General features: G+C 61.8%; 21 protein-coding genes. 15 read left to right on the forward strand and 6 right to left on the reverse strand.

Annotated elements, in window-relative coordinates:
* Positions 1-190: 190 nt before the first annotated feature.
* Together EN935_RS02305 and EN935_RS02310 are read right to left on the reverse strand one after the other, a co-directional pair.
* Positions 191-1,129 carry a threonine/serine dehydratase gene (locus EN935_RS02305; protein WP_127265702.1) on the reverse strand — a complete coding sequence of 313 codons (939 nt, stop codon included), beginning with the start codon at positions 1,127-1,129 and terminating at the stop codon, positions 191-193.
* Positions 1,119-2,186: a succinylglutamate desuccinylase/aspartoacylase family protein gene (locus tag EN935_RS02310; RefSeq protein ID WP_127265701.1), complete on the reverse strand. Its 1,068-nt coding sequence runs from the start codon at positions 2,184-2,186 to the stop codon at positions 1,119-1,121. Before EN935_RS02310 ends, EN935_RS02305 begins: the two co-directional genes overlap by 11 nt.
* 131 nt (positions 2,187-2,317) lie before the next feature.
* Between EN935_RS02310 and EN935_RS02315 the strand changes: the two genes are divergently transcribed.
* From EN935_RS02315 to fghA, 7 genes are all read left to right on the forward strand, one after another.
* On the forward strand, positions 2,318-3,103 hold the full coding sequence (locus tag EN935_RS02315) for an IclR family transcriptional regulator (protein ID WP_126068105.1): 786 nt from the start codon (positions 2,318-2,320) through the stop codon (positions 3,101-3,103).
* Between the two features lie 130 nt (positions 3,104-3,233).
* Positions 3,234-3,983 (forward strand): GntR family transcriptional regulator, encoded by a 750-nt coding sequence (locus EN935_RS02320; protein WP_126068106.1) that lies wholly within the window; start codon positions 3,234-3,236, stop codon positions 3,981-3,983.
* Positions 3,984-4,051: 68 nt separating this feature from the next.
* On the forward strand, positions 4,052-5,599 hold the full coding sequence (locus EN935_RS02325; RefSeq protein ID WP_127265314.1) for a putative N-acetylmannosamine-6-phosphate 2-epimerase: 1,548 nt from the start codon (positions 4,052-4,054) through the stop codon (positions 5,597-5,599).
* Between the two features lie 53 nt (positions 5,600-5,652).
* Positions 5,653-6,978, forward strand: coding sequence for a sugar ABC transporter substrate-binding protein (locus tag EN935_RS02330; protein WP_127265315.1), 1,326 nt, complete (start codon positions 5,653-5,655; stop codon positions 6,976-6,978).
* Positions 6,979-7,034: 56 nt separating this feature from the next.
* Complete coding sequence (locus tag EN935_RS02335; RefSeq protein ID WP_109661566.1) at positions 7,035-7,901, forward strand: sugar ABC transporter permease; 867 nt, start codon at positions 7,035-7,037, stop codon at positions 7,899-7,901.
* 2 nt (positions 7,902-7,903) lie between these two features.
* A complete protein-coding gene (locus EN935_RS02340; protein ID WP_127265316.1) occupies positions 7,904-8,725 on the forward strand; it encodes a carbohydrate ABC transporter permease in 822 nt (273 codons plus the stop codon).
* A gap of 86 nt (positions 8,726-8,811) precedes the next feature.
* Entirely contained in the window at positions 8,812-9,675 is an 864-nt protein-coding gene (fghA, locus tag EN935_RS02345; RefSeq protein ID WP_109661570.1) for an S-formylglutathione hydrolase, read from the forward strand.
* A gap of 62 nt (positions 9,676-9,737) precedes the next feature.
* Here fghA and EN935_RS40615 read toward each other — a convergent pair whose 3' ends face one another.
* The 4 genes from EN935_RS40615 to EN935_RS02355 all read right to left on the reverse strand — a co-directional run bounded on the left by EN935_RS40615 (position 9,738) and on the right by EN935_RS02355 (position 11,878).
* Positions 9,738-9,911, reverse strand: coding sequence for a hypothetical protein (locus tag EN935_RS40615; protein WP_164548627.1), 174 nt, complete (start codon positions 9,909-9,911; stop codon positions 9,738-9,740).
* A 32-nt stretch (positions 9,912-9,943) separates the two neighbouring features.
* Positions 9,944-11,071 carry a WD40 repeat domain-containing protein gene (locus EN935_RS02350; RefSeq protein WP_164770996.1) on the reverse strand — a complete coding sequence of 376 codons (1,128 nt, stop codon included), beginning with the start codon at positions 11,069-11,071 and terminating at the stop codon, positions 9,944-9,946.
* A gap of 13 nt (positions 11,072-11,084) precedes the next feature.
* Positions 11,085-11,408, reverse strand: a complete 324-nt coding sequence (locus EN935_RS40620) for a hypothetical protein (protein WP_164770997.1) — start codon at positions 11,406-11,408, stop codon at positions 11,085-11,087.
* A 65-nt stretch (positions 11,409-11,473) separates the two neighbouring features.
* On the reverse strand, positions 11,474-11,878 hold the full coding sequence (locus EN935_RS02355) for a hypothetical protein (RefSeq protein ID WP_127265666.1): 405 nt from the start codon (positions 11,876-11,878) through the stop codon (positions 11,474-11,476).
* A gap of 564 nt (positions 11,879-12,442) precedes the next feature.
* On the opposite strand from EN935_RS02355, the gene EN935_RS02360 reads away from it, so the two are divergent.
* From EN935_RS02360 to EN935_RS02395, 8 genes are all read left to right on the forward strand, one after another.
* Complete coding sequence (locus EN935_RS02360) at positions 12,443-14,110, forward strand: aromatic/alkene/methane monooxygenase hydroxylase/oxygenase subunit alpha (protein WP_091583952.1); 1,668 nt, start codon at positions 12,443-12,445, stop codon at positions 14,108-14,110.
* A gap of 53 nt (positions 14,111-14,163) precedes the next feature.
* Positions 14,164-15,225 carry a 2Fe-2S iron-sulfur cluster binding domain-containing protein gene (locus EN935_RS02365; protein ID WP_127265665.1) on the forward strand — a complete coding sequence of 354 codons (1,062 nt, stop codon included), beginning with the start codon at positions 14,164-14,166 and terminating at the stop codon, positions 15,223-15,225.
* 47 nt (positions 15,226-15,272) lie between these two features.
* Positions 15,273-16,331: an aromatic/alkene monooxygenase hydroxylase subunit beta gene (locus tag EN935_RS02370; protein ID WP_126068115.1), complete on the forward strand. Its 1,059-nt coding sequence runs from the start codon at positions 15,273-15,275 to the stop codon at positions 16,329-16,331.
* 16 nt (positions 16,332-16,347) lie between these two features.
* Positions 16,348-16,719 carry an MmoB/DmpM family protein gene (locus EN935_RS02375; RefSeq protein ID WP_109661584.1) on the forward strand — a complete coding sequence of 124 codons (372 nt, stop codon included), beginning with the start codon at positions 16,348-16,350 and terminating at the stop codon, positions 16,717-16,719.
* A 73-nt stretch (positions 16,720-16,792) separates the two neighbouring features.
* Positions 16,793-17,815: an amidohydrolase family protein gene (locus EN935_RS02380; protein WP_127263033.1), complete on the forward strand. Its 1,023-nt coding sequence runs from the start codon at positions 16,793-16,795 to the stop codon at positions 17,813-17,815.
* A 5-nt stretch (positions 17,816-17,820) separates the two neighbouring features.
* Positions 17,821-18,618 carry an iron-sulfur cluster assembly protein gene (locus EN935_RS02385; RefSeq protein WP_109661586.1) on the forward strand — a complete coding sequence of 266 codons (798 nt, stop codon included), beginning with the start codon at positions 17,821-17,823 and terminating at the stop codon, positions 18,616-18,618.
* A 77-nt stretch (positions 18,619-18,695) separates the two neighbouring features.
* Complete coding sequence (locus tag EN935_RS02390; RefSeq protein WP_127263034.1) at positions 18,696-20,327, forward strand: molecular chaperone GroEL; 1,632 nt, start codon at positions 18,696-18,698, stop codon at positions 20,325-20,327.
* A 47-nt stretch (positions 20,328-20,374) separates the two neighbouring features.
* Positions 20,375-21,185 (forward strand): NAD(P)-dependent alcohol dehydrogenase (locus EN935_RS02395; protein ID WP_164770998.1); only part of this gene is annotated, 811 nt, incomplete at its 3' end.

Here is a 21,185-nt window from a genome sequence, read left to right on the forward strand (position 1 = left end):
GAGCAATGGATGCTTTCAAGGAAATGCGCATGTTTCAGTTCTCCTCTTGTTGCGACAGGGCGATTCTTCGCCTCTTTTTCATGTCCCGCACGACGACTGTCCCAGCGACAGGCATTCCGGCGGTATTCCGCGGCACTCGTGCCGTATCCACTTTAGGGCCGCGTCCTCCGTGAACCGGCCTTTCTCAACCTCAGCCATTCAGGCCTTCGACGCCGGCGCCGCAGACAAGTCCGGCGATGCGGGCGCCGCGCGGTGGCTTGAAGGCTCCGCTCATCAACGCGGCCAGCGATGCCGCGCCGCTGAGGTCGGCGGCAATGCCGAATTCGAACCAGAGCAATTCAGCGGCCTTCTGCATGTCCGCATCCTCGACAAGGACGATATCGTCGACGTGCTTGGCGACGATCTCGTAGATGCTTTCGTCGGTGCGGCCGCAGGCCATGGTCGCCACCTTCGTGGTTATCTCGGGCAAGCGGACGACACGGCCGGCAGCCAGGGAGGCGTGAAGGGTCGGTGAACCGGTCGGCTCGACACCAATGATCCTGGCGTCGGGTTTGACGTGCTTCAGGACTTCGGACATGCCGCTGATGAGGCCACCACCGCCGATCGCGACGATGTAGATGTCGGCATCGGGAATCTGGTCGACCATCTCCAGCGCCACAGTCCCCTGACCGGACACGATCTGCGCATCGGCGAAGGGATGCATGTAGAAGGCGCCGCACGCCTTTGCGTCGGCCAATGCCGCCTCATGTGCTTCATCCCAGACATTGCCTTCGAAGCGAACGTCAGCGCCCCATTTGCGCAGCTTTTCCGCCTTCAGCGGGCTTGCATTGTTCGGCAGGTAGATGATGGCGGGGACGCCGGCCTGGGCAGCCACATAGGCGGTGGCCAGGCCGTGATTGCCGCCGGAGGCGGCGACCAGTCCGTTTTCGATCCGGCTCGGCTCGAGCGTTTTCACCCGGTTCGTCGCGCCCCGAATCTTGAAGGAGCCGCTCACCTGGAGGCATTCGAGTTTCAAATAGACATCATTTTGAAGGTTTGCGCCCGTGGCATGGTCGAGCTTGACGACTGGGGTGCGCCGTATGAAGGGGGCAATGCGCCGGGCAGCCGCTTCGATGTCCTCATGGCTCATCGGTCAGCGCCTCCGGATATTCGTTGGCAAGCACGAAGCAGCAGTTTCCCGGACGCACGCGGCCGGGCTGACGCTTGGCGAAAACGATGCCGTCGATGGGGTGAAGGAGATCGATGGGCGCGCGTGACGGCGTGTGGAGGAAGTGAATGCGTCCGGCAAGGTCGCCTTTGCTGACGGCACTGCCGAGCGGGCTCAAGGGTTCGAAGACACCGTCCTCCTCGGACAGGAGATAGCCTTCACTTCCGGGCACCTTGAGCACGCGTGCGTTGGCACCAGGGGCAATGTCAGGCGCGCCTTTCAGGACGCCTGCATGTTTCAGCACATTGCGGATGCCCCTGCGGCAGATGGCTAGCGCGTCCTGACTGACAAGGCCGCCGCCGGCCATCTCGCTGCCGATGACGATCAGCCCCTGGTGGTTGGCGGACGCGGTCGAGGTCCGGGTTTCACCGAGATTGTCGACCATGACGACGGTCGGCGCCCCGAAGGCGAGCGTTGCCTTGATGTTCTTGCGATGGCCCTGCGCGGTCGGGGAGGGCTCGATGATCGCGCTTGGCAGGATCATCAGGGACGAACCGCCGGAATGGAGATCCAGGAAGTAGTCGGCCCTCGGAAACAGGATGTCATGTACATAGGCCGCGATCTGGCTTGTCAGCGTGCCGTTGAAATCGCCCGGAAAACTGCGGTTGAAATTCAACCCGTCGACCGGGGAGGTGCGGGTGCCGGCCTCGACAGCTCGAATGTTGATGGCCGGGATCGCGATGATGCGTCCGGTAATATCCCGTGGATCGATCTCGCGCAGAAGCTCGCCGAGCGCGATCGGCCCCTCATATTCATCGCCGTGGTTGCCGCCCTCGATCAGGACCGTCGGACCGTCTCCGTTCTTGATGACGGCGAGCGGAACGCGAACCGTGCCCCAGGCATCGTCGTGCGGCGATTGAGGCACATGAAAGAAACCGATCTGCTTGCCCTCGCGATCGAAATCGACCGACGTGTAAACACTGTTGTTCCGGGGAGCGATGGTCGCGCGCACAGTGTTTGCAGGTCTCGGTACGGTCATCGGTTCGGCCTCGAAATTCATCATCCCGGGCATCATGTCAGTTTTATATATGGTGTCAAGTTTGGATATAAAACCAATGGCAATTCCGATTTCTTGTCTCTATCGTGCGTGGACCACCGGGGATTCTTCGAATGGCAGATGACGCAAAAGAGAGTGGCAAACCGACCTATTCGGCCCCGGCGCTGACCAAGGGCCTCGATGTCCTGGAGTTGCTGGCGGAGGCGCGGGCGCCCTTGACGATGAAGGAGATCGCGGAAGGCCTCGGCCGTTCGAAGAATGAGATTTTCCGGATGCTGATCGCGCTGCAGGAGCGTCAATATATCGAGCGCAACGCCGAGACCGACGCCTATTCGTTGACCGACAAGCTTTTCAAGCTGGGGCTGCACACGCCGAGTGCTCAGGATCTCATGTCCGCCGCCATGCCCGAACTGACGCAGATTGCCGCGGACTCAAATCAGTCGCCGCACCTGGTCGTCTTCAATCATGGCTTGACCGTCGTGACGGCGGCCGTTCCCGGCGGCGAGGACATGGCGTTCACGCTGCGCCTCGGATACGGTCGTCTGGCCACCGACGCGACCTCTGGCCATGTGATTCTTGCCTTCCAGCCGCCAAAGGTGGCGGCGCGGATGATCGATGAAAGTGCGGCGCATTCCCCGGTGCCGCTGGATCGTGACGCGCTGGAAAGGCAGCTTCGTATCATCCGCGCGGACGGCTACTGGATGCGCGAGAGCCGTGACTTCGTCGGGATCACCGATATCTGCTGTCCGGTCATCGGACCGGACGGCAGCGCCGTCGCCTCCATTATCGTCGCTTATATCAATCGCCATACGCGTGAAAGCCGCCATGCCTACGCTCTGGAGGTCCTGCGCGCTGCCTGCGATCGCATCTCCATGAAGCTGTCACCGCGGGTTCGCTGAGGGATCGTGGTGCGCTGAGGGCGCGCGCGAAGCACCGCCAGCGAGCCGTTTGCACCGGATTGATAATACCAGTATAGGTCCAGTCAGGAATATTTTGATCCTGGGTGCTTCTCGCGCAGGAGGAAGGGCAATGGCAACCGTGAACCTGATCGGGCTTGTCAGTCGGGAAATGGAAGCGACGGCGTCCGATGTGCCGCTTTACAGACGGTTGAAATCGGCGATCGAGGCAGCGATCCGCTCCAATGCGTTGAAAGCCGGCGCGGTTCTGCCGGGCGAGCGGGTTCTGGCGGAAGCCCTGTCGATCTCGCGTGTCACCGTGAGAAAAGCTCTGGCACTGCTCGAAGAGGAAGGGCAGCTCAATCGCCGGCATGGTTCCAAAACCGAGATTGGGTCGCGGGTCGAAAAATCGCTTTCGACGCTGACGAGCTTTTCGGAGGATATTCTAGCGCGCGGCCTGAAGCCTGGATGTCTATGGCTTTCCAGGCAGATAAGCCGTCCATCCCCAGCCGAAATGATGGCCCTGGGTATTGCCGGCAATGCCAATGTGGTGCGCATGCGTCGTGTGCGGACAGCCGATGGCGCGCCAATCGCCGTCGAGGTCTCGGCCGTGCCGGTTCGCTTCCTTCCTTCGCCCGAGATGGTTCAGGATTCCCTCTATGAAGCGCTTGATGCACGCGGCTTCCTGCCTCAGAGGGCAATCCAGCGCATGCGCTCGCGCGGCGCGTCGCTGGAGGATGCAAAACACCTTCATTGCGAGGCGGGCGCACCGCTGCTGATGACCGAGCGCCGCTGCTTTCTTGCCGACGGACAGATCGTCGAATACTGCGAGACACGCTACAAGGGCGACGTCTACGACTTCGTCTTCGAGCTGCAAAGGTAATACCAGTTATGAACTGGTTGTAATCTGGTATTTTCCATTTATCGTGATGGCGACAGGGGAGTGCCGACGTGCAGCGAGAAGACATCGCCAACAGTCTCATCGTGTCCTGCCAGCCGGTTCCCGGCGGCCCGATGGACAGTGCGCTATTCGTGACGGGCTTTGCCAAGGCCGCTCTTGAAGCGGGAGCCAAGGCCCTGCGCATCGAATCCGTGCCCTATGTCGCTGCCGCCCGCCTGGCCGTGCGCGTGCCGATCATCGGTATCGTCAAGCGCGATCTCTCTGACAGCCCCGTGCGCATCACACCCTATCTGGCCGATGTCGAGGCCTTGGCCGAGGCGGGTGCCGATATCATCGCTTTCGATGCGACGGACCGTGTCCGTCCCGTTCCTGTCGAAGAGCTTGTGAAAGCCGTCAAGGCCAGGAACAAGCTGGCCATGGCCGATTGCTCTTGCCTTGACGATGCGCGCCGGGCCCTTGCCGCGGGTGTCGATTTCGTCGGCACCACGCTTTCCGGCTATGTCGGCGGGCCGGAGCCGGAGGATCCGGATATCGCCCTCATCGTTCAAATGCGAACCTTGACCCCTTACGTCATCGCCGAAGGGCGTATCCGGTCGCCGGAGCAGGCGGCTGCCGCCGCGCGCGCTGGCGCCTGTGCCGTGGTTGTCGGCTCGGCGATCACCCGGACCGAGCATGTCACCTCATGGTTCCACCAGGCGATTTCCGACGCCTATGCGGCGAGAGGCGCGCAAACCGTCCTTGGCCCAACTGTCCTGGGCCCCACCGTCCTGGGCATCGACATCGGGGGAACCAAGACCATGGCCGCGCTGGTCAGCGGTGGCAAGGTGATCGAGGACATGATCGTGCCGACCGCGCGAGAGGCTGGACCCGACACCTGGCTTGCATCCCTGGCGCAAAGCACGTCAGCCTGGTCCGGCCGCTTCCATCGCATCGGCATCGCGGTGACCGGACTGGTGCAGGATGGACGCTGGTCGGCATTGAATCCGGCAACCCTAGGCATTCCCGATGGCTACCCGCTGGTCGAAAGGGCATCCGCTGTTTTCGGCAAGCCGGTCTGTGCGTTCAACGATGCCCAGGCGGCCGCCTGGGGCGAATACAAATTCGGCGCCGGGCAAGGCCGCGACATCGTCTTTCTGACCATCTCGACCGGAATTGGCGGCGGCATCGTTTGCAACGGCCGCTTGCTGTCCGGCCTTGCCGGTCACTTCGGTCTGATTCGTGGCCTGTCTGAAGACACGGCCCCGCTCGAAGACAGCACCTCCGGCCGCTGGATCGCTTCGCAAGCCCTCAAGGCCGGCTTCAAGGCCGATGCCGTCGATGTATTCGGGCGCGCGCTGAAGGGCGAGGCCTGGGCCGGCGCCATCGTCTCGCAGAGCGCCTCGCGGGTCGCGACGCTGTGCCGGGACATTCAGATGATGCTCGATCCGAAATCGATCGTCATCGGCGGCAGTATTGGTCTTGCCGAGGGTTATCTCGACCGGGTGCGCGCGCATCTGGGCGAGGTTCCACCGCGCCTTTCCTCAGATCTCGTTGCGGCGAAGCTCGCAGGCCACGCCGGCGTCATCGGCGTAGCCGACCTCGCCGAATGGGCAAAGTAACGGCGCCGCGCAGTCATGCCATGCAAAAATCATCAAAAAAGAAGGGAATGATCATGAAACTGAACAGGACGTCTTTTGCGCTTGTGGCCACCCTCCTTGCCGGGACGGCTTTGCCGACCCTTGCCAACGCAACCGTGACCGTGCTCGGCTGGCCCGGCGGCTCCGAGGAAACTGCACTGCGGGCAACCGTGGAAACCTACAACAAGCAGGCAAGCGATGCCGACAAGGTGGAGCTGCTGTTCTTCAACCGCGAAGGCTTTTACGACAAGCTGCAGGCCGACATGGCGGCCGGATCCAGTGCCTTCGACGTGAACCTCGTCGCCACCTACTCGATCGGTCGCTACGCGCCTTACATGGAACCGGTCGATCTTGGCGCGGACGCGGCCAAGGTTTTCGGCGAATCCGTTCTCAAGACGATGCAGTTCGACGGGAAGCAATTCGGCGTGCCGACCGACCTTTCGCTGCACTTCATGTACTACCGCAAGGATCTCATCGACGCCTTGATGAAGGATGACGCCGCCAAGAAGACCTATGGTGAAATCGCCCAGAAATATCTCGGCAAGCCGCTGCAGCCGAAAGACCCGGACAGCTGGACCTGGGACGACTGGGCAGCCACCGCGCTCTATTTCACCAAGCAGGTGAACTCGGGCAGCCCGGTGCGCTACGGCACGGTCCTGCAGATGAAGAACCTGCTGTTCAACATGATGGTCTTCCAGTCGCTGCCGCGCTCCTATGGCGGCGACTGGATGGACAAGGACGGCAATGTCACGGTGGATTCCGATGCCTACAGGACCGGCCTCGAACTCTACAAGAAGCTCTATGATGCCGGTTCTTCGCCCAAGGATTCGCTGAGCTACGAATATGCGGAAACCAACGCGGCCTTCGCATCCGGCCAGGCTGCGACAGCGCTGCAGTGGAATGCCGCGGCGGCGGATCTGACCAGCACCGAAAAGTCCCCGGCCGTCGCCGAGGTCACCGGGATCGTTGCGCCGCCGGCAGGTCCCGACGGACGCGCCGATCATATCCACGGCCTTGGCCTGGGCCTCAACAAGAACGCCAAGAACAAGGAAGGCGCCGTCAAGTTCCTGAAGTGGCTCGCCACCGAGGATGCGGCCTTGCTCTATGCGCGCAGCGGCGGTTCGCCGGCATTGTCTCCCGATGTCGTCGCCAAGGTTGCGAAGGAACGTCCCGACCTCGTCAAGCTCGGCGAATTCGCCAGCAAGTACGGCTATGTCATGAGCGGGGCGACGTCCGCGAGTGCGCTCCCGGTCTATGAGCTGCAGGCAAAGGAGTTCACCGGCTACTGGTCCGGCCAGCAGAGCCTTGAGGATGCGCTCGCCCACACCAAGGCGGGCATGCAGGACCTCCTCAAGAAATAAACCATTTGCCGGACGCCGGGTCGAGGCTCGGTGTCCGGCGCGTTTGGCGGATCGATATGGCCCTTGTGACACGTGCCGAAGGCAGGATGTATCTGACGCCGCTGGTCGGCTTCCTGCTTCTGTTCCTCGGCTTTCCGGCGATCGTGAATCTGATCTATTCCGTTTCGACCGTCACATTCGAGACGCTGCGCAGTCCGGTGTTGAGCGGTTTCGGCAACTACGTCGCGGTGTTGAACGACCGGGAATTCTGGGGCTCGGCCTGGTTCTCTCTGCGCTTCGGTCTTTTGACTGCATTGGCCGAATGTCTGATCGGTCTTTTCCTTGCCATTTTCCTGGCGCCGCTCCTGAGCAAGCGTCCGGTCCTGATGGCGCCGTTGATGCTGCCGCTGATGGTCGCGCCGGCCATGGTCGGTCTCATGTACCGGCTGGTGCTGCATGAATTCGCAGGCCCCGTCCCCTACTATCTCTTCGAATGGTTCGGTGACAGCCCGGCCTTCCTCGACATCAACAATGCCTTCCGCACCCTTGTCGTCGTGGAGACGCTGCAATGGACGCCTTTCGCCTTCCTGCTGTTCTACATGGCCTATTCGGCGATACCGCTCGACGTGCGCGAAGCCTCCTCGCTCGACGGCGCATCACCGCTTGAGATCGTCCGGTGGATCGACCTGCCGTTGATGAAGCCGACGCTGGTCATCGCGTTTTTCATCCGTTTCATCGACGGTTTCCGGGTGTTCGACAATGTCTATGCACTGACTGGCAGTGGAGCTGGCGGCTCGACAACCTCCTTGTCGATCTACATCTACCAGGCCTTCTTCAAGGAAGGGGCTATCGGCAAGGCGGTCGCCGCTTCGGTTGTCCTGTTTCTGGCGTCGTTCATCGTTCTCCACGGCCTTAACCGGCTTGCCGGCCGCAGGAAGGGTTGACGATGGTGAGGGCACTGCGCTGGATCGTTTTTGCCATCGCCGTGCTGGCGATGAATTTCCCCATTATCGTGACGCTGATCACATCGCTCAAAAGCCAGCGCGAGCTTTCGACGAACCCGGGTTTGTGGATCTGTCAGCCGACGCTCGACAACTATCTGGAGGTCCTGACGCAGACCAGCCGCTTCAACATCTATGCCTATCTGCTAAACAGCACCGTGGCAGCGCTGATCGGAACCGGCCTTGCGATCGTGCTCGCGTTCCCGGCTGCCTATGCGATCGCGCGCAGCGAATCGGGAAAGCGCTTGGTCCTGCCGATCGTCATCAACCTTCGCGCCGTGCCGCTGATCATCTTCGCGATCCCGCTTTACATGATGTACCAGTGGCTGGGCCTGCTCGATACACGGATCGGGCTCGGGCTCATCCTGACGATCGTCAACGCGCCGCTTGCGCTTGTCATCCTGGTGAACGCGATTTCCGATGTGCCGGTCGAACTCGACGAGGCGGCGAAAGTCGACGGCGCGAACTCCTTGCAGGTGATGATGATGATCGTCCGGCCGGTGATCCGCCCGGCGCTGGTCACAACCTTCATCTTCGGCTTCATCACCGCGTGGAACGAATTCCTCTTCGGCCTGATGCTGACAACCAGTCGTGCGGTCCCGATGACGGTCGGCGCATCCTTCTTTTTCGCCGCGAGTGGCGGCGGCGTAAAATGGGGAACCGCTTCCGCGGTCATGATGCTGGGCGCCTTGCCGCCGGCCTTGCTGGGTCTTGTGATGTATCGGCAGATATCAGGATCGATGACCGCTGGAGCGGTCAAAGGCTAACTCGGTGGCACCAGGGTTGCCGCGATCCCAACCGATGCCGTAGACAGCGACCGTGGTTGGCGTTTGAAATTGGCGGAGAGAAGCACATGTCAGAACAGATGAAGGTCATCTCCGCTGCCAAGTCGCATGGCGGCGTGCAGGGCGTCTATTCCCATGCTTCGGAGGCCTGCGCCTGCGACATGAATTTTGCCGTTTTCGTGCCACCGCAGGCCCGTGAAACACCTTGCCCGGTTGTGTGGTACCTCTCTGGTCTCACTTGCACCCATGCGAATGTGATGGACAAGGGCGAGTACAGGCGGATGGCCGCGGAGCTTGGCCTGATCGTCGTCTGTCCCGACACCAGTCCCCGCGGCACCGATATTCCTGACGAGAAGGACAATTGGCAGTTTGGCGGCGGCGCCGGCTTCTACGTCGATGCGACTCAGGCACCTTACGCGAAGAATTATCGCATGTATTCCTACATCACCGAGGAGCTGCCGGCCCTGATCGCGCAGGAGTTTCCGGCCGACATGAGGCGTCAGGCAATCTTTGGCCATTCGATGGGTGGGCACGGCGCGCTGACGATCGCGCTGAAAAATCCAGAACGCTTCAAAAGCTGTTCGGCGTTTGCGCCGATCGTGCAGCCAGCCACCGCCGGCTGGTCGAGGCCGGCCCTCGAAAAATATCTCGGCAAGGACAAGGCCTCGTGGCGCAGCTACGACGCCACCTCGCTCATCGAGGATGGACACCGTTTTCCAGAATTTTTGATCGATCAAGGCACCTCGGACGGATTTCTCAATGATGGGCTGAGGCCCTGGCTTCTGGGAGCGGCCTGCGCCAAGGCCGGCATTCCGCTGACACTGCGAATGCAAGACGGTTACGACCACTCGTATTTTTTCATTTCGACCTTCATGGACGACCATCTGAGATGGCACGCCAAAAGATTGTCTGATGCAAAAGCCGGCGCATAGCCTGGTCGCGCGCCACGCTGTCCATTTCGTCTCGTCGCCTGAGGACGGACAATCTCGGTGGCTCAGTTCGTCTTCAGCTTGCCGACGCGGTTTTCGGCGATCCAGCGGGCGGCGAGCACCAAGGCTCCCATGCTGAAATCCTTGCCATGCTTGGCAACCATTTCTTCCGACAATTTGGCGAGTCGTTCGAAAAACTCGTCCTTGCTCTCGTCTTCGGCGGTGAGTTCGGTCTGCATTTCATCCTCCTGTTTCATGCGGACTGCGTCCGTTATTTGAACATCTGCGCTGGAAAGGTGACGATCGCGGCGCTGCCGTCGACGGCGCCCACCGCCAGGTGGCGTCCGTCGCCGGACCAGGCAAGCGCGGTGACCGCACTGCCCAAAGGCCTGACGAGGAGTTCGTCGCGGGCGCCGATCTGGGCGAGGGTAATACGGCCGTTGGCGTAACCCGCTGCAATCAGTTTCTTCTGCGGATGCGCCGCCACCGTTTCGACCAGAACCAGCCCGGCACGACCCGTCTCCAGTGCGCCGGAGGTTTCGCCGCCAACCGGCGGCGCGGTCATCGACCAGCCGGCGATCCGGAAGGCGCCCGAGGCAAACAGCGCATTCGCCGGCTCGCTCCAGCACACGGTCCGCACCGGCGATGGAAATCCCGTTACGATGTCCGCGCGGCCGTCGGCCATGCCGACCAGGGCAAGGCCTCCGGTTTCGAGCCCGCAGGCCAGCCACGTGCCGTCGCCGCTCCAGCGGATCGACACCGGGCGCGCTGGAAAAGAGACATCGCGTATCAAGGCGGCGTCACTTTCGACGGACCAGATCGATAGTCCCTCATCCAGGCCGCAGGCGAGGCGGCGCCCGCCTGGTGAGAAGGCAAGGGCGTCCATGGACGATGTCACGGCATGTTTCAGTTGCACTGCGCCGCCTTGGCCGCGCGACAGGAAGACATCATGCCCATTGCTGATAGCCGTCATGTCCGTCCCGGCGCTGTGGTCGATGGCGACGATCGGCCCGTCGATCCTAACCAAGGGGGCCGCCGCTTCACCGTCGGCGGCCAGATGCAGCACATCGCCGCTGGCCGCGCCGACCAGAAAGCCGGAATGCGCATAGGCGGCGATCGGGACATCACCATCTCCGAATCCCGCTGTGGCGATCAACGGGACGGGTGGCTTTTCCCTTGGGCGGATCGTCGTCTGCCCGAGATCGTTGCTCACCCTGATCCGCGTTTCCGGCGGCTCGTGATCCGCGACCGTGGCAATGGCGATGGTTCCATCCACACAGGTGAAGGCGACAGCCAAGCCATCGGCGCTAAAGCGCAGATCGGCGATCGCCGACGGACGACGCCAGCTCCGCGCCAGGAGGTCGAACAAGGTCAGGTTCTGCATCGTCTGTTGGTTCATGCTGTCTCTCCCGTCAGTCCTTGTTCGCCGTCGCGGCAAGCCGGCGATCAACGTCCTCGACATCGCCTTCCGCTGCGACGATGCGGTCCTCGCACGCCGCGCATGCCTGCATGACCGCCGCCGCGCTCTGCTCTGCCTCATGCAAATCCCGCACCAGTTGCTCGCTGGCGCCGGTTCTGCCGATTTCCAGCTCCAGGCGCAGCACATCCATCTCGAAGCCGGCGCGTTTCTGATTGAGCCGCAGCGCCTCGGCGGTGAGCGCGGAGACATTGGCGACCAGATCGAGCCGGCGGGCGAGCAGCGCGTCACGCCTGGTGATATCGGATCCTCCCGTCATTTTTTGCTCCCCAAAGGTCCGGGTGGCTTTTCGAAGGCCGACAGCAATTTTGGCAATGTGCTGGCCTATGACTGGAACTGTTTTTCCGCCGTCTCGATATGGCTCTTGAGCTGATCCCAGATGTCGACGCGGATCATCGATGTCGTATCGCCGGTCAGGCGCTCGATCTCGTCGACGCGGAACTGGCGTGACAGCGAAACGCCGGAAAACACGAAGTCCCGCAACAGGATCGCGTGGTTTTCGATGAACAGGTGGATCATCGGATGCGTTTCCGTTGTGACGCCGCCGGCGGCAAGCTCGGCCCGGATGAAGTCCTGGAAGTGGCTCTGCAGGCGATGTTGGCTCTCGCCCATGAAGCGCATGACAAAGACCAGATCGCGAGGCATCAGCCTGACAAGATCGCCGGTGACGCCGTCGGCCTGGCTGGACATTGGCCCAGGCGGCCCACTCCTGTCTCTATCGCTCGGCATTGTCTCTCTCCAGCGCGAAGCCCGTCCATGGGCTTCGCCTTCAAATAGTAGAGAAAGACGTAGAATTGAATAGATGATTTTTGTTTCGTATTTGCTGCGAGTGCTAACTAAACATATTGCGATTGCGAATAGACGATAAATATTACAGGCGTACGTTACGACTGTAAAAGAACGTTACAGTTGGCCGTATTCTCATGTGTTGTAAGATCAGCGATTTTGTTTTGAGCCCCGGCCATGAGTGCTATTTTCAAATTGGCACGCCGCTTGCTTTGTACCTTTCCACAAGAAGCCCATCGCGCTTTTGACGCGGTGCCAAAAGAACGAAGGAACGGAGGGAGCAGAGACCGCTTCGATACGCCCATCGCACATGCGGTTGGCGCCGCGGGTCTCTGCCAAAACACCTCGAAAACCTTTGCCGCGATCCACTTGAACGGCCGGACCATGAGTCGCGCTTCGATGCGCAACCCTTTGTCGTGCCGCTCGCACTCTCACTGGCGGTGCTGTGTGCCGCTTCATGCCGGGGTCAAGGGACCTGCGGCTCAAACCTGGTGGAGGCTTATGACCATGACGTCTCTGACGCTCAACAAGATTACCTCGCAACGCGGAATCTCCGTCGGCGAGGCAACCAAGAAGATTGCCGATCTCGGCTGGAATCCTTCCTACGTCCAGGAAGCGATGACGTTTCCGACCGACTACAAGATCAACAAGACGCCGCGCGACCCGATGAAGCAGGTCCTGCGGTCGTATTTCCCGATGCAGGAAGAAAAGGACAACCGCGTCTACGGCGCGCTCGATGCGGCGCTGCGCGGCGACATGTTCCGCAACGTCGAGCCGCGCTGGGTCGAGTGGATGAAGCTCTTCCTGGCCATCATTCCCTTCCCGGAAATCTCTGCTGCCCGCTCGATGGCGATGGTTGCCCGCATCGCGCCTGGTGAGGAACTCAGAACCGGCTTCACCATGCAGATGATCGACGAGTTTCGTCACTCGACGATCCAGATGAATTTGAAGAAATGGTACATGGAGAACTACATCGATCCGGCCGGCTTCGATATCACCGAGGAAGCCTTCGGAAAGTGCTACGCCACCACCATCGGCCGGCAGTTCGCCGAAGGCTTCATCACCGGCGACACGATGACCGCCGCCTGCATGTACCTGACCGTCGTGGCCGAAACCGCCTTCACCAACACGCTGTTCGTCGCCATGCCTTCGGAGGCCGCCCGCAACGGCGACTACGCGTTGCCGACGGTGTTCCTGTCGGTGCAGTCCGACGAGAGCCGGCATATCGGCAATGGCCACTCGCTGCTGATGGCGGCGCTCAAGGAGCCGGAGAACCACCTCTTGCTCGAGCGCGACCTGCGCTACGCCTTCTGGCAGAACCACGCCATCGTCGATGCCGCCATCGGCACCTTCATCGAATACGGCACCACCAACCGCGACAAGAACAAGGAGTCCTACGCGGAAATGTGGCACCGCTGGATCTATGAGGACTATTATCGCACGTACATGCTGCCGCTCGAAAAATACGGCATCAAGGTCCATCACGACGACGTCCAGGCGGCCTGGGAACGCATCACCAAGAAGAACTACGTCCACAAGGTCGGGCAGTTCTTCGCGGTCGGCTGGCCGGTCAACTTCTGGCGCATCGAAGCCCAGACTGACAAGGACTTCGAGTGGTTCGAGCACAAATATCCAGGCTGGTATGCCGAGTTCGGCGACTTCTGGAAATGGTATGCCAAGCTCAGCCACAAGGGCGAGAAGGTGCTGCTGTTCAACAGCGACGTCGGCTACGTCTACCCGCACCGCTGCTGGTCCTGCCTCGTTCCCTGCCTGATCCGCGAGGACATGGTGGTCGGCGAGATCGACGGTCAACTCCATACCTTCGCCCACGAACTCGACAAGTGGACCGCAACGGTCGCCTTCGCCGACGAGTATCAGGGCCGGCCGACGCCCGCGATGGGCCGCTTCAGCGGCAAGCGCGAGTGGGAGACGCTCTATGACGGCTGGGATCTGGCCGATGCGATCAAGGACCTGAACTTCGTCCGTTCCGACGGCAAGACGCTGGTTCCGCAGCCGCATCTGCGCTTCGACGACAAGGAGATGTGGACGCTCGACGACGTGCGCGGCAACACGCTCGGATCGCCGCTCAACGCGCTGCGTGCCATGTCGCCCGCGGACCGCGAGAAGCACCTGGCGGAGTACGCCAAGGGCTTCACCATCAACCCCTGCAACTGATCAGGCCAAAGGGGGGCGGGTTCGTCCCGCCCATCCTTTCACTGGAGGTCCGTATGTCGGAAACCCACACGGTCAGGCTCAGCCCGGTCGGCGTCGAATTCGACGTCGAGCATGGCGAAACGGTGCTCAACGCCGCGTTCCGCCAGGGCATCGCCCTGCCGCACGGCTGCAAGGAAGGGCAATGCTCGGCCTGCAAAAGCGTGTTGCTCGAAGGCGAAGTCGACATGCTGAAATACTCGACCTTCGCTCTGAACGACATGGAGAAGGAGAGCGGGCACGTGCTGTTGTGCCGCTGCATCGCCTTCTCCGACCTGGAAGTCGAGCTTCTCAACTACGACGAGGAGATTTTGGCGAAAGCGATCGCCGTGAAGACGTACAAGGGCCGGATTGCTCGCATCGAGCAGCTGACCCACGACATTCGCGGCATCGAGATCGAACTCGGCTCCCCAATGAAGTTCTGGGCGGGGCAATATGTCGACATCACGGTTACCACGCAAAAAGGGGAGACGATTACGCGCTCGTTCTCCATGGCAAATACGCCGGACCAAACCCAAAAACTCTCCTTCATCATCAAAAAATACCCTGAGGGAAAGTTCTCGGGAGAACTCGATTCCGGAGGCATCAGGGCCGGAGCCGAAGTCACCGTCGTCGGACCCTACGGAACCTGCTTCCGCCGCGACGAACGGCAAGGACCCCTGATCCTGGTCGGCGCCGGCTCGGGCATGTCGCCGGTCTGGTCGATCCTCAACGATCACCTGAAGAGCGGCGAGAAACGTCCGGTCTATTTCTTCTACGGCGCCCGCACCCGCAACGACCTGTTCTATCTCGACAGGATCGCCGAGCTGGTCGGCAATCATTCCGACGTCACCTTCATTCCCGTGCTGTCGCACGCGAACGACGACGCCGAATGGCAAGGCGAACGTGGCTTCGTGCACCAGAGTGTCGACGCCGTGCTCAAGCAACTGGCGGTCGACGGGCAGGGCGATGTCCATGCCTGTGGCCCGCCGCCGATGATCGATGCGCTGCAGCCGGTGCTGTTCATGAACGGCTTCGAAACGGAGCGGATCTTCTTCGACAAGTTCACCACATCGGCAGGTGCAACGCCGGCCCGTTGAGGGCGGCCACGCACAGCCAACCACAACTGCAACAAGGGAGAGAGACTATGCCTGCAACCTCGAGTTCAGTCGGATCAGGAGCCGCCGGCGCGGCAATCTTCGCCGACTCCGACAGCCGGAAATACCGGTATTTCGACCCGAAAGGCCAGCGCGCCACACACTACGAGGACATGACGGTCGACGTCCAGCCCGACCCGGAACGCTACCTGATCCAGGACTGGATCATCTCCTTTGCCGACGGCAAGGGCGCCTATGTCAAGCAGAACACCGCCGCGCAGAGCTCCAACTGGCATGCCTTCCGCGCTCCCGACCAGGAGTGGGAGCGTACGCACTACCAGCGCCAGTCGAAGATCGAGACGATGGTGCAGAGCGTCATCAACAACGCGCGCAAGTCGGGCACCCCGAAGACCTTCGACAAGGCCTGGGTCAAGATACTGCAGACGCAGCTCGGCGCCTGGAAACACGCCGAATTCGGACTCGGCACCTCGCTGATGCAGGCGCAGCGTTACGGCTACACCCAGATGATCAACAACGCGACGCTGACCAATTCGTCCTACAAGCTGCGGCTTGCCCAGGACATCACGCTCTACCTTGCCGAGATCGGCATGGACCTTCCCGACTGGGACGACGAGCTCGGCAAGAAGGCCTGGCTCGAGGACAAGAACTGGCAAGGCACGCGCGAAGCGGTCGAGACCATCATGGGCGCGACCGACTATCTCGAGCAGTACTTCGCCATCAACATCGTCTTCGAGCCGCTGGTGGGCGAAGTGTTCCGCTCCGGCTTCCTGATGCAGATCGCCGCCGCCAACCATGACTTCATCACCCCGGCGGTGATTTCGGCGGCCGAGGCCGACTATGAGCGCAACCTCGCCAACACGATCGACCTCATGCATCTCCTCGCCAATGACGAGAAGCATGGCGCCGCCAACAAGAAGCTCTTCCAGGGCTGGGTCAAGAAGCACGGCGCGCTCGCCGACAAGGCAGCCACAGGCCTGCAGCCGATCTGGTCGATGCCGCATTCCAAGCCGGTCGCCTTCGCCGATGTCCGCGCCAAATCCGAAGAGCGGATTGGCCAGATCCTCGGCGAACTCGGCCTCAAGCGCTGAAACAGGAGAAATCGTCATGTCACTATCAGCACGCGACGCAACGCATTCCAACATCTTCAAGGCGATGAAGGACATCACCTTCGAGCAGACGATTTCGCACCAGTGCGGCGTCACCATGAACGACTCGGTCGAGGCGAGGGCCATCGCCGAATTCATGGGCCTTAAGCCGAACGTAACCGTCACCTACCAACCGGCGATGATCCGCATCGATGGCACCGGCAAGCTGATCTTCAAGATGGACGAGATCAGCGAATATCTCGGCCGCGAGATGACGGCGGAAACCTTTGAGGTGAACAGCTCCACCCACTACGGGCGGATGGTGCGCATCGACGACAACACCGTGATCCTGTTCGGCAACATGGACGAGATGTTCGAATACATCGAATAGGCGCCCCAAAAATCCGGCGCGCCGCTGGGTGCGGCGCGCCGAACCGATCAACGCGATTGCTGCGGAGGCAACCATGTACAGAACACCGGAAGGCAAGGACATTTTCGTGATCGACGGCCACACTCATTTCTGGGACGGCAGCCCCGAAAACCAGAAGAACATCCATGGCAAGCAGTTCATCGAGTGCTTCTATGCCTATCACACCGGGCTGAGCCCGAAGGACCAGTTGTGGGAGAAGAGCAAGTTCGAGAAATACAGCGCCGACGACCTCTATCGCGACCTGTTCATCGACGGGCCCGATGATGTGGCGATCGTCCAGTCGACCTATCTCAAGGATTTCTACAAGAACGGCTTCAACACGATCGAGCGCAACGCCGAGGTGGCCAAGCGCTATCCGGAGCGGTTCATCGTCAACGGCGCCTTCGATCCTCGCGATGGCGAGAAGGCGCTGGAATACATCCACTTCCTCAAGGAGACCTACGACGTCAAGGGCGTGAAGATGTACACGGCCGAATGGAATGGCGCTTCCAAGGGCTGGAAGCTCACCGATCCCGATGCCTACAAGTGCTTCGAACTCTGCGACAAGCTCGGCATCCGGAACATCCACGTCCACAAGGGCCCAACCATCCTGCCGCTCTCGAAGGATGCGTTCGACGTTCATGACGTCGACCACGCGGCGACGGATTTCCAGGGCCTCAACTGGATCATCGAGCATTGCGGCCTGCCGCGCCTCGACGATTTCTGCTGGATCGCGACGCAGGAAACCAATGTCTATGGCGGCTTGGCGGTGGCACTGCCCTTCATCCACGCGCGGCCGCGCTATTTCGGCGAGGTCATCGCCGAGCTGCTGTTCTGGCTCGGGCCGGAGAAGATCCTGTTCGGCTCCGACTACGCGATCTGGACGCCGCGCTGGCTGGTCGAGAAATTCTGGGCCTATCAGATTCCCGAGGACATCGCCGCCGAGCGGGGTGTGCAGCTGACCGACGAGATCAAGGAGAAGATCCTCGGCCTCAACGCCGCGCGTCTCTACAACATCGACATCGAAGCCAAGAAGAAGGCGCTTGCCAGCTCGCCCTTCAGCATTGCGGCGGAGTAGGAGCCATGGCAACCGCCAGTGTTTCCGGCGGCCGCGAGAAGGAACTCTGGCGGCGCCTTGGTGAGGTCAACGACCCGGAACTCGACGAACCCGTCACCGAGATGGGTTTCGTCGAGCGGGCCGCGGTGACGGGTGATGGCAGCGTGGAGATCGACTTCCGCCTGCCGACCTACTGGTGCTCGCCCAACTTCGCGTTCCTGATGCTGGACGGCGTCCGCAAGGCGCTCGACCAGCTCTCCTGGAAGCCTGCCTATCGCGTCAAGCTGCACGACCACATGTTCGCCGAAGAGGTTAATCGCGGCATGGCAGAGGGCAAAAGCTTCGGCGATATCTTTGCCTTGCTTGCCGAGGATCAGGATCTCGGCGGCTTGCGCGAAACCTTCGCGATGAAGGCCTTCAAGCGGCGCCAGGAGGCGGTCCTGCGCGGCCTCAGGGCGCACGGTCTGACCGATCGGGAAATCCTCGGCATGGACCTGCCGGCATACGACGTCGCGCGGTTCGAACCGGGCGAGGCGGCCAAACAGAAGCCGCGATACCGGGCGGCGCTGCTCGCGCGTTTTCCCGACCGTCGGGCGGACGATCCTGTCTTCGTCTCCTGGGTCGGACAACGCATACCGCCTAGCGCGCTCGGTGCCTATCTCGCCGAGCTGCGCGGTGTGCGCATCAACATGGAGTTCAACGGCGCGCTGTGCCGGGGGCTCAAGCAGACCAGATACAAGGAACTGGATGTGGTCGATGGCGAACCGACGCTGGTCGATTTCATTCTGGATCGCGTGCCGGCACGAACCGCGCCGACCGCCTGAAGCAGAGCCGACAACAACGGCCTCCCCCGCACGAGGCCCCTAACCAACAACCCGCCCGTAAGGCGGAAGGAGGAATCATGCCCAAGATAATGCTTCATAATTCGCAGGCCCGCCGGGCTCTCGCCCGTGGCGTCTTCCGGCTTGCAGCCGCCGTCGAGCCGACGCTCGGCCCCAAAGGCATGAACGCCATGATCGACCGGCCGATCGGCACGCCGATGGTGACCCGCGACGGCGTCAGCATCGCCTCCGAGATCGAGCTGCACGACCGTTTCGAAAACATGGGCGCGCAGGTCGTCCGTGAAGTGTCGATGCAGACCAACGAGATCGCCGGCGACGGCACCACGACTGCCATCGTGCTCGCCAACGCGCTCATCCAGGGTGGCGTCGAGGCGAATGAGCGCGGCGTGAAGTCCGTCGATCTCTGCAAAGGCATCGACCTCGCCGTGGCGGCGGTTGTGGCGGCACTCAAGGCCTCGGCCAAACCGGCCAAGGGCAACGGCATCCTGGCGTCGGTCGCCAACATCGCCGCGACCAACGCGAAGCTTGGCGCGCTGGTGGCGGAAGCCCATCGGCGGGTGGGTACCGAAGGCGTCATCACTACCGACTTCAGCGTCACCACCGAGACCACGCTCGATGTCGTCGAGGGCATGTCCTTCGAACGCGGCTACCTCTCTCATCACATGGTGACCGATCAGGAGAAGATGGAGGCTGTTCTCGAACGGCCCTACATCCTGATGACCGACCTCAAGATCAAGGAACCCGGGCAGCTCGATGCGGTTCGCCGCATCGCCGACGAGGATGGCCGGCCGCTGCTGATCGTGTCCGAAGAAATGTCGCCGGAAGTGGTGGTGACGCTGCTCGGCAAGCAGGGACCGGGGCGATATCTCGTCGTCCACCCGCCGGAATATGGCCACTGGCGCAAGGCGATGATGGAGGATCTGGCCATCATCACAGACGGCAAGGTGATCGCGCGCGATCTCGGCGGCCGGCTGGAGGATATCACCGCTGAGGATCTCGGCACGGCCGACCGGGTGAAGACCAGTTCGTCCTACACCTCGATCATTCGTGGCGGCGGCGACCATGCGGCTATCGCCTCGCGCCGCGCCCAGGTGCAGCGGCAGTATGAAGCCTCGCCGCCGAACATCGACCAGGACAAGTTGCGCGAACGCCTGGCCAAGCTCTCCGGCGGCACAGCGATCCTCTATGCCGGCGGCGTCACGCCGGTCGAGCAGAAGCGGACCATCCAGCTGATCGAGGATTCCTTGAACGCGGTGCGAGCCGCGTCCGAAGAGGGCGTGGTCGCTGGCGGCGGCTCGGCGCTTGCCCAGATCGCGCCGCTGCTCGACAAGGTAGCGGCTGGCGTCGACGGCGATGTCGCCGAAGGCGTGCGCCTTGTGCGCTCGGTTCTGTCGCGGCCGCTGTGGCGCATCGCCGCCAACGCCGGCGCCGATCCTGAGGCGGTGGTGACCGAGGTCACCCGCATCAATGGCGGCTACGGCTACAACGCAGCAACCGGCACATACCAGAACATGTTCGAGGCAGGCATCATCGACCCCGTCCGCGTCACCTACACGGCGCTCGCCAACGCAGCTTCGGTGGCGACGCTGATCCTGACCACCGAAACGCTGATTGGCGATCTTGCAGAGGACGAGGATCCGACGGCCGGACCGGCACGTGGCGGCGGCTCTGAAAAACTCGGCCGCGCCTGAGGCGACAATTCCAACGGAACGATTTCGACGTTGAAAGGGATACGACGATGAAAGCTGCCAGACTGTACGAGTACGACCCGAAGATGAACGTCCAGCTCAAGATCGAGGAGGTCAAGGCGCCGACAATCACCGCTCCCGACGAGGTGATCGTGCGGGTGGGTGCCGCCGGCCTCTGCCGCACCGACCTGCACATCATCGAAGGTGTGTGGAAGCCGACCATGGATCCCGAAGGCACACTGTTGCCTTACATCATGGGCCACGAGAATGCCGGTTGGGTCGAGGAAGTCGGCAGCGGTGTCAGGTCGGTCAAGCGCGGTGACGCCGTGATCTGCCATCCCTTCCGCTCATGCGGCATCTGCCTCAACTGTCGCCATGGCGAGGATATGTATTGCGACAACGGCCAATTCCCCGGCCTTGGCATGAATGGCGGCTTCGCCGAGTATTTCATCACCAGCGAACGCTCGCTGATCAAGTTGAACGCCAACATCACGCCGATCGAGGTGGCGCCGCTGGCCGATGCCGGCATCACCGCCTACCGTGCCGCCAAACGCGCCGCCAAGCTGTTGCGGCCAGGCAGCTATTGCGTGTTGCTCGGCATAGGCGGGCTTGGCCATATCGCTCTGCAATCGCTGCATGCGATCTCGGGCTGCCGCATCATCGCCGTCGATCGCGAGCCGGCGGCGCAAGTTCTGGCCAGGGATCTGGGCGCCGACTTCGTGCTCGACGGGGGGCCGAACGTTGTCGAGGAGGTCGCCCAGATCACTGGCGGCGGTGCGCATGTGGTGATCGACTTCGTCGGCGAACTCGGCGTCGAGAACATCTGCTGGAAGATGGTGCGCAAGGGCGGGCAACTGTTCG

Source organism: Mesorhizobium sp. M7D.F.Ca.US.004.03.1.1, from assembly GCF_003998635.1.
GTDB classification, from domain to species: domain Bacteria; phylum Pseudomonadota; class Alphaproteobacteria; order Rhizobiales; family Rhizobiaceae; genus Mesorhizobium; species Mesorhizobium loti.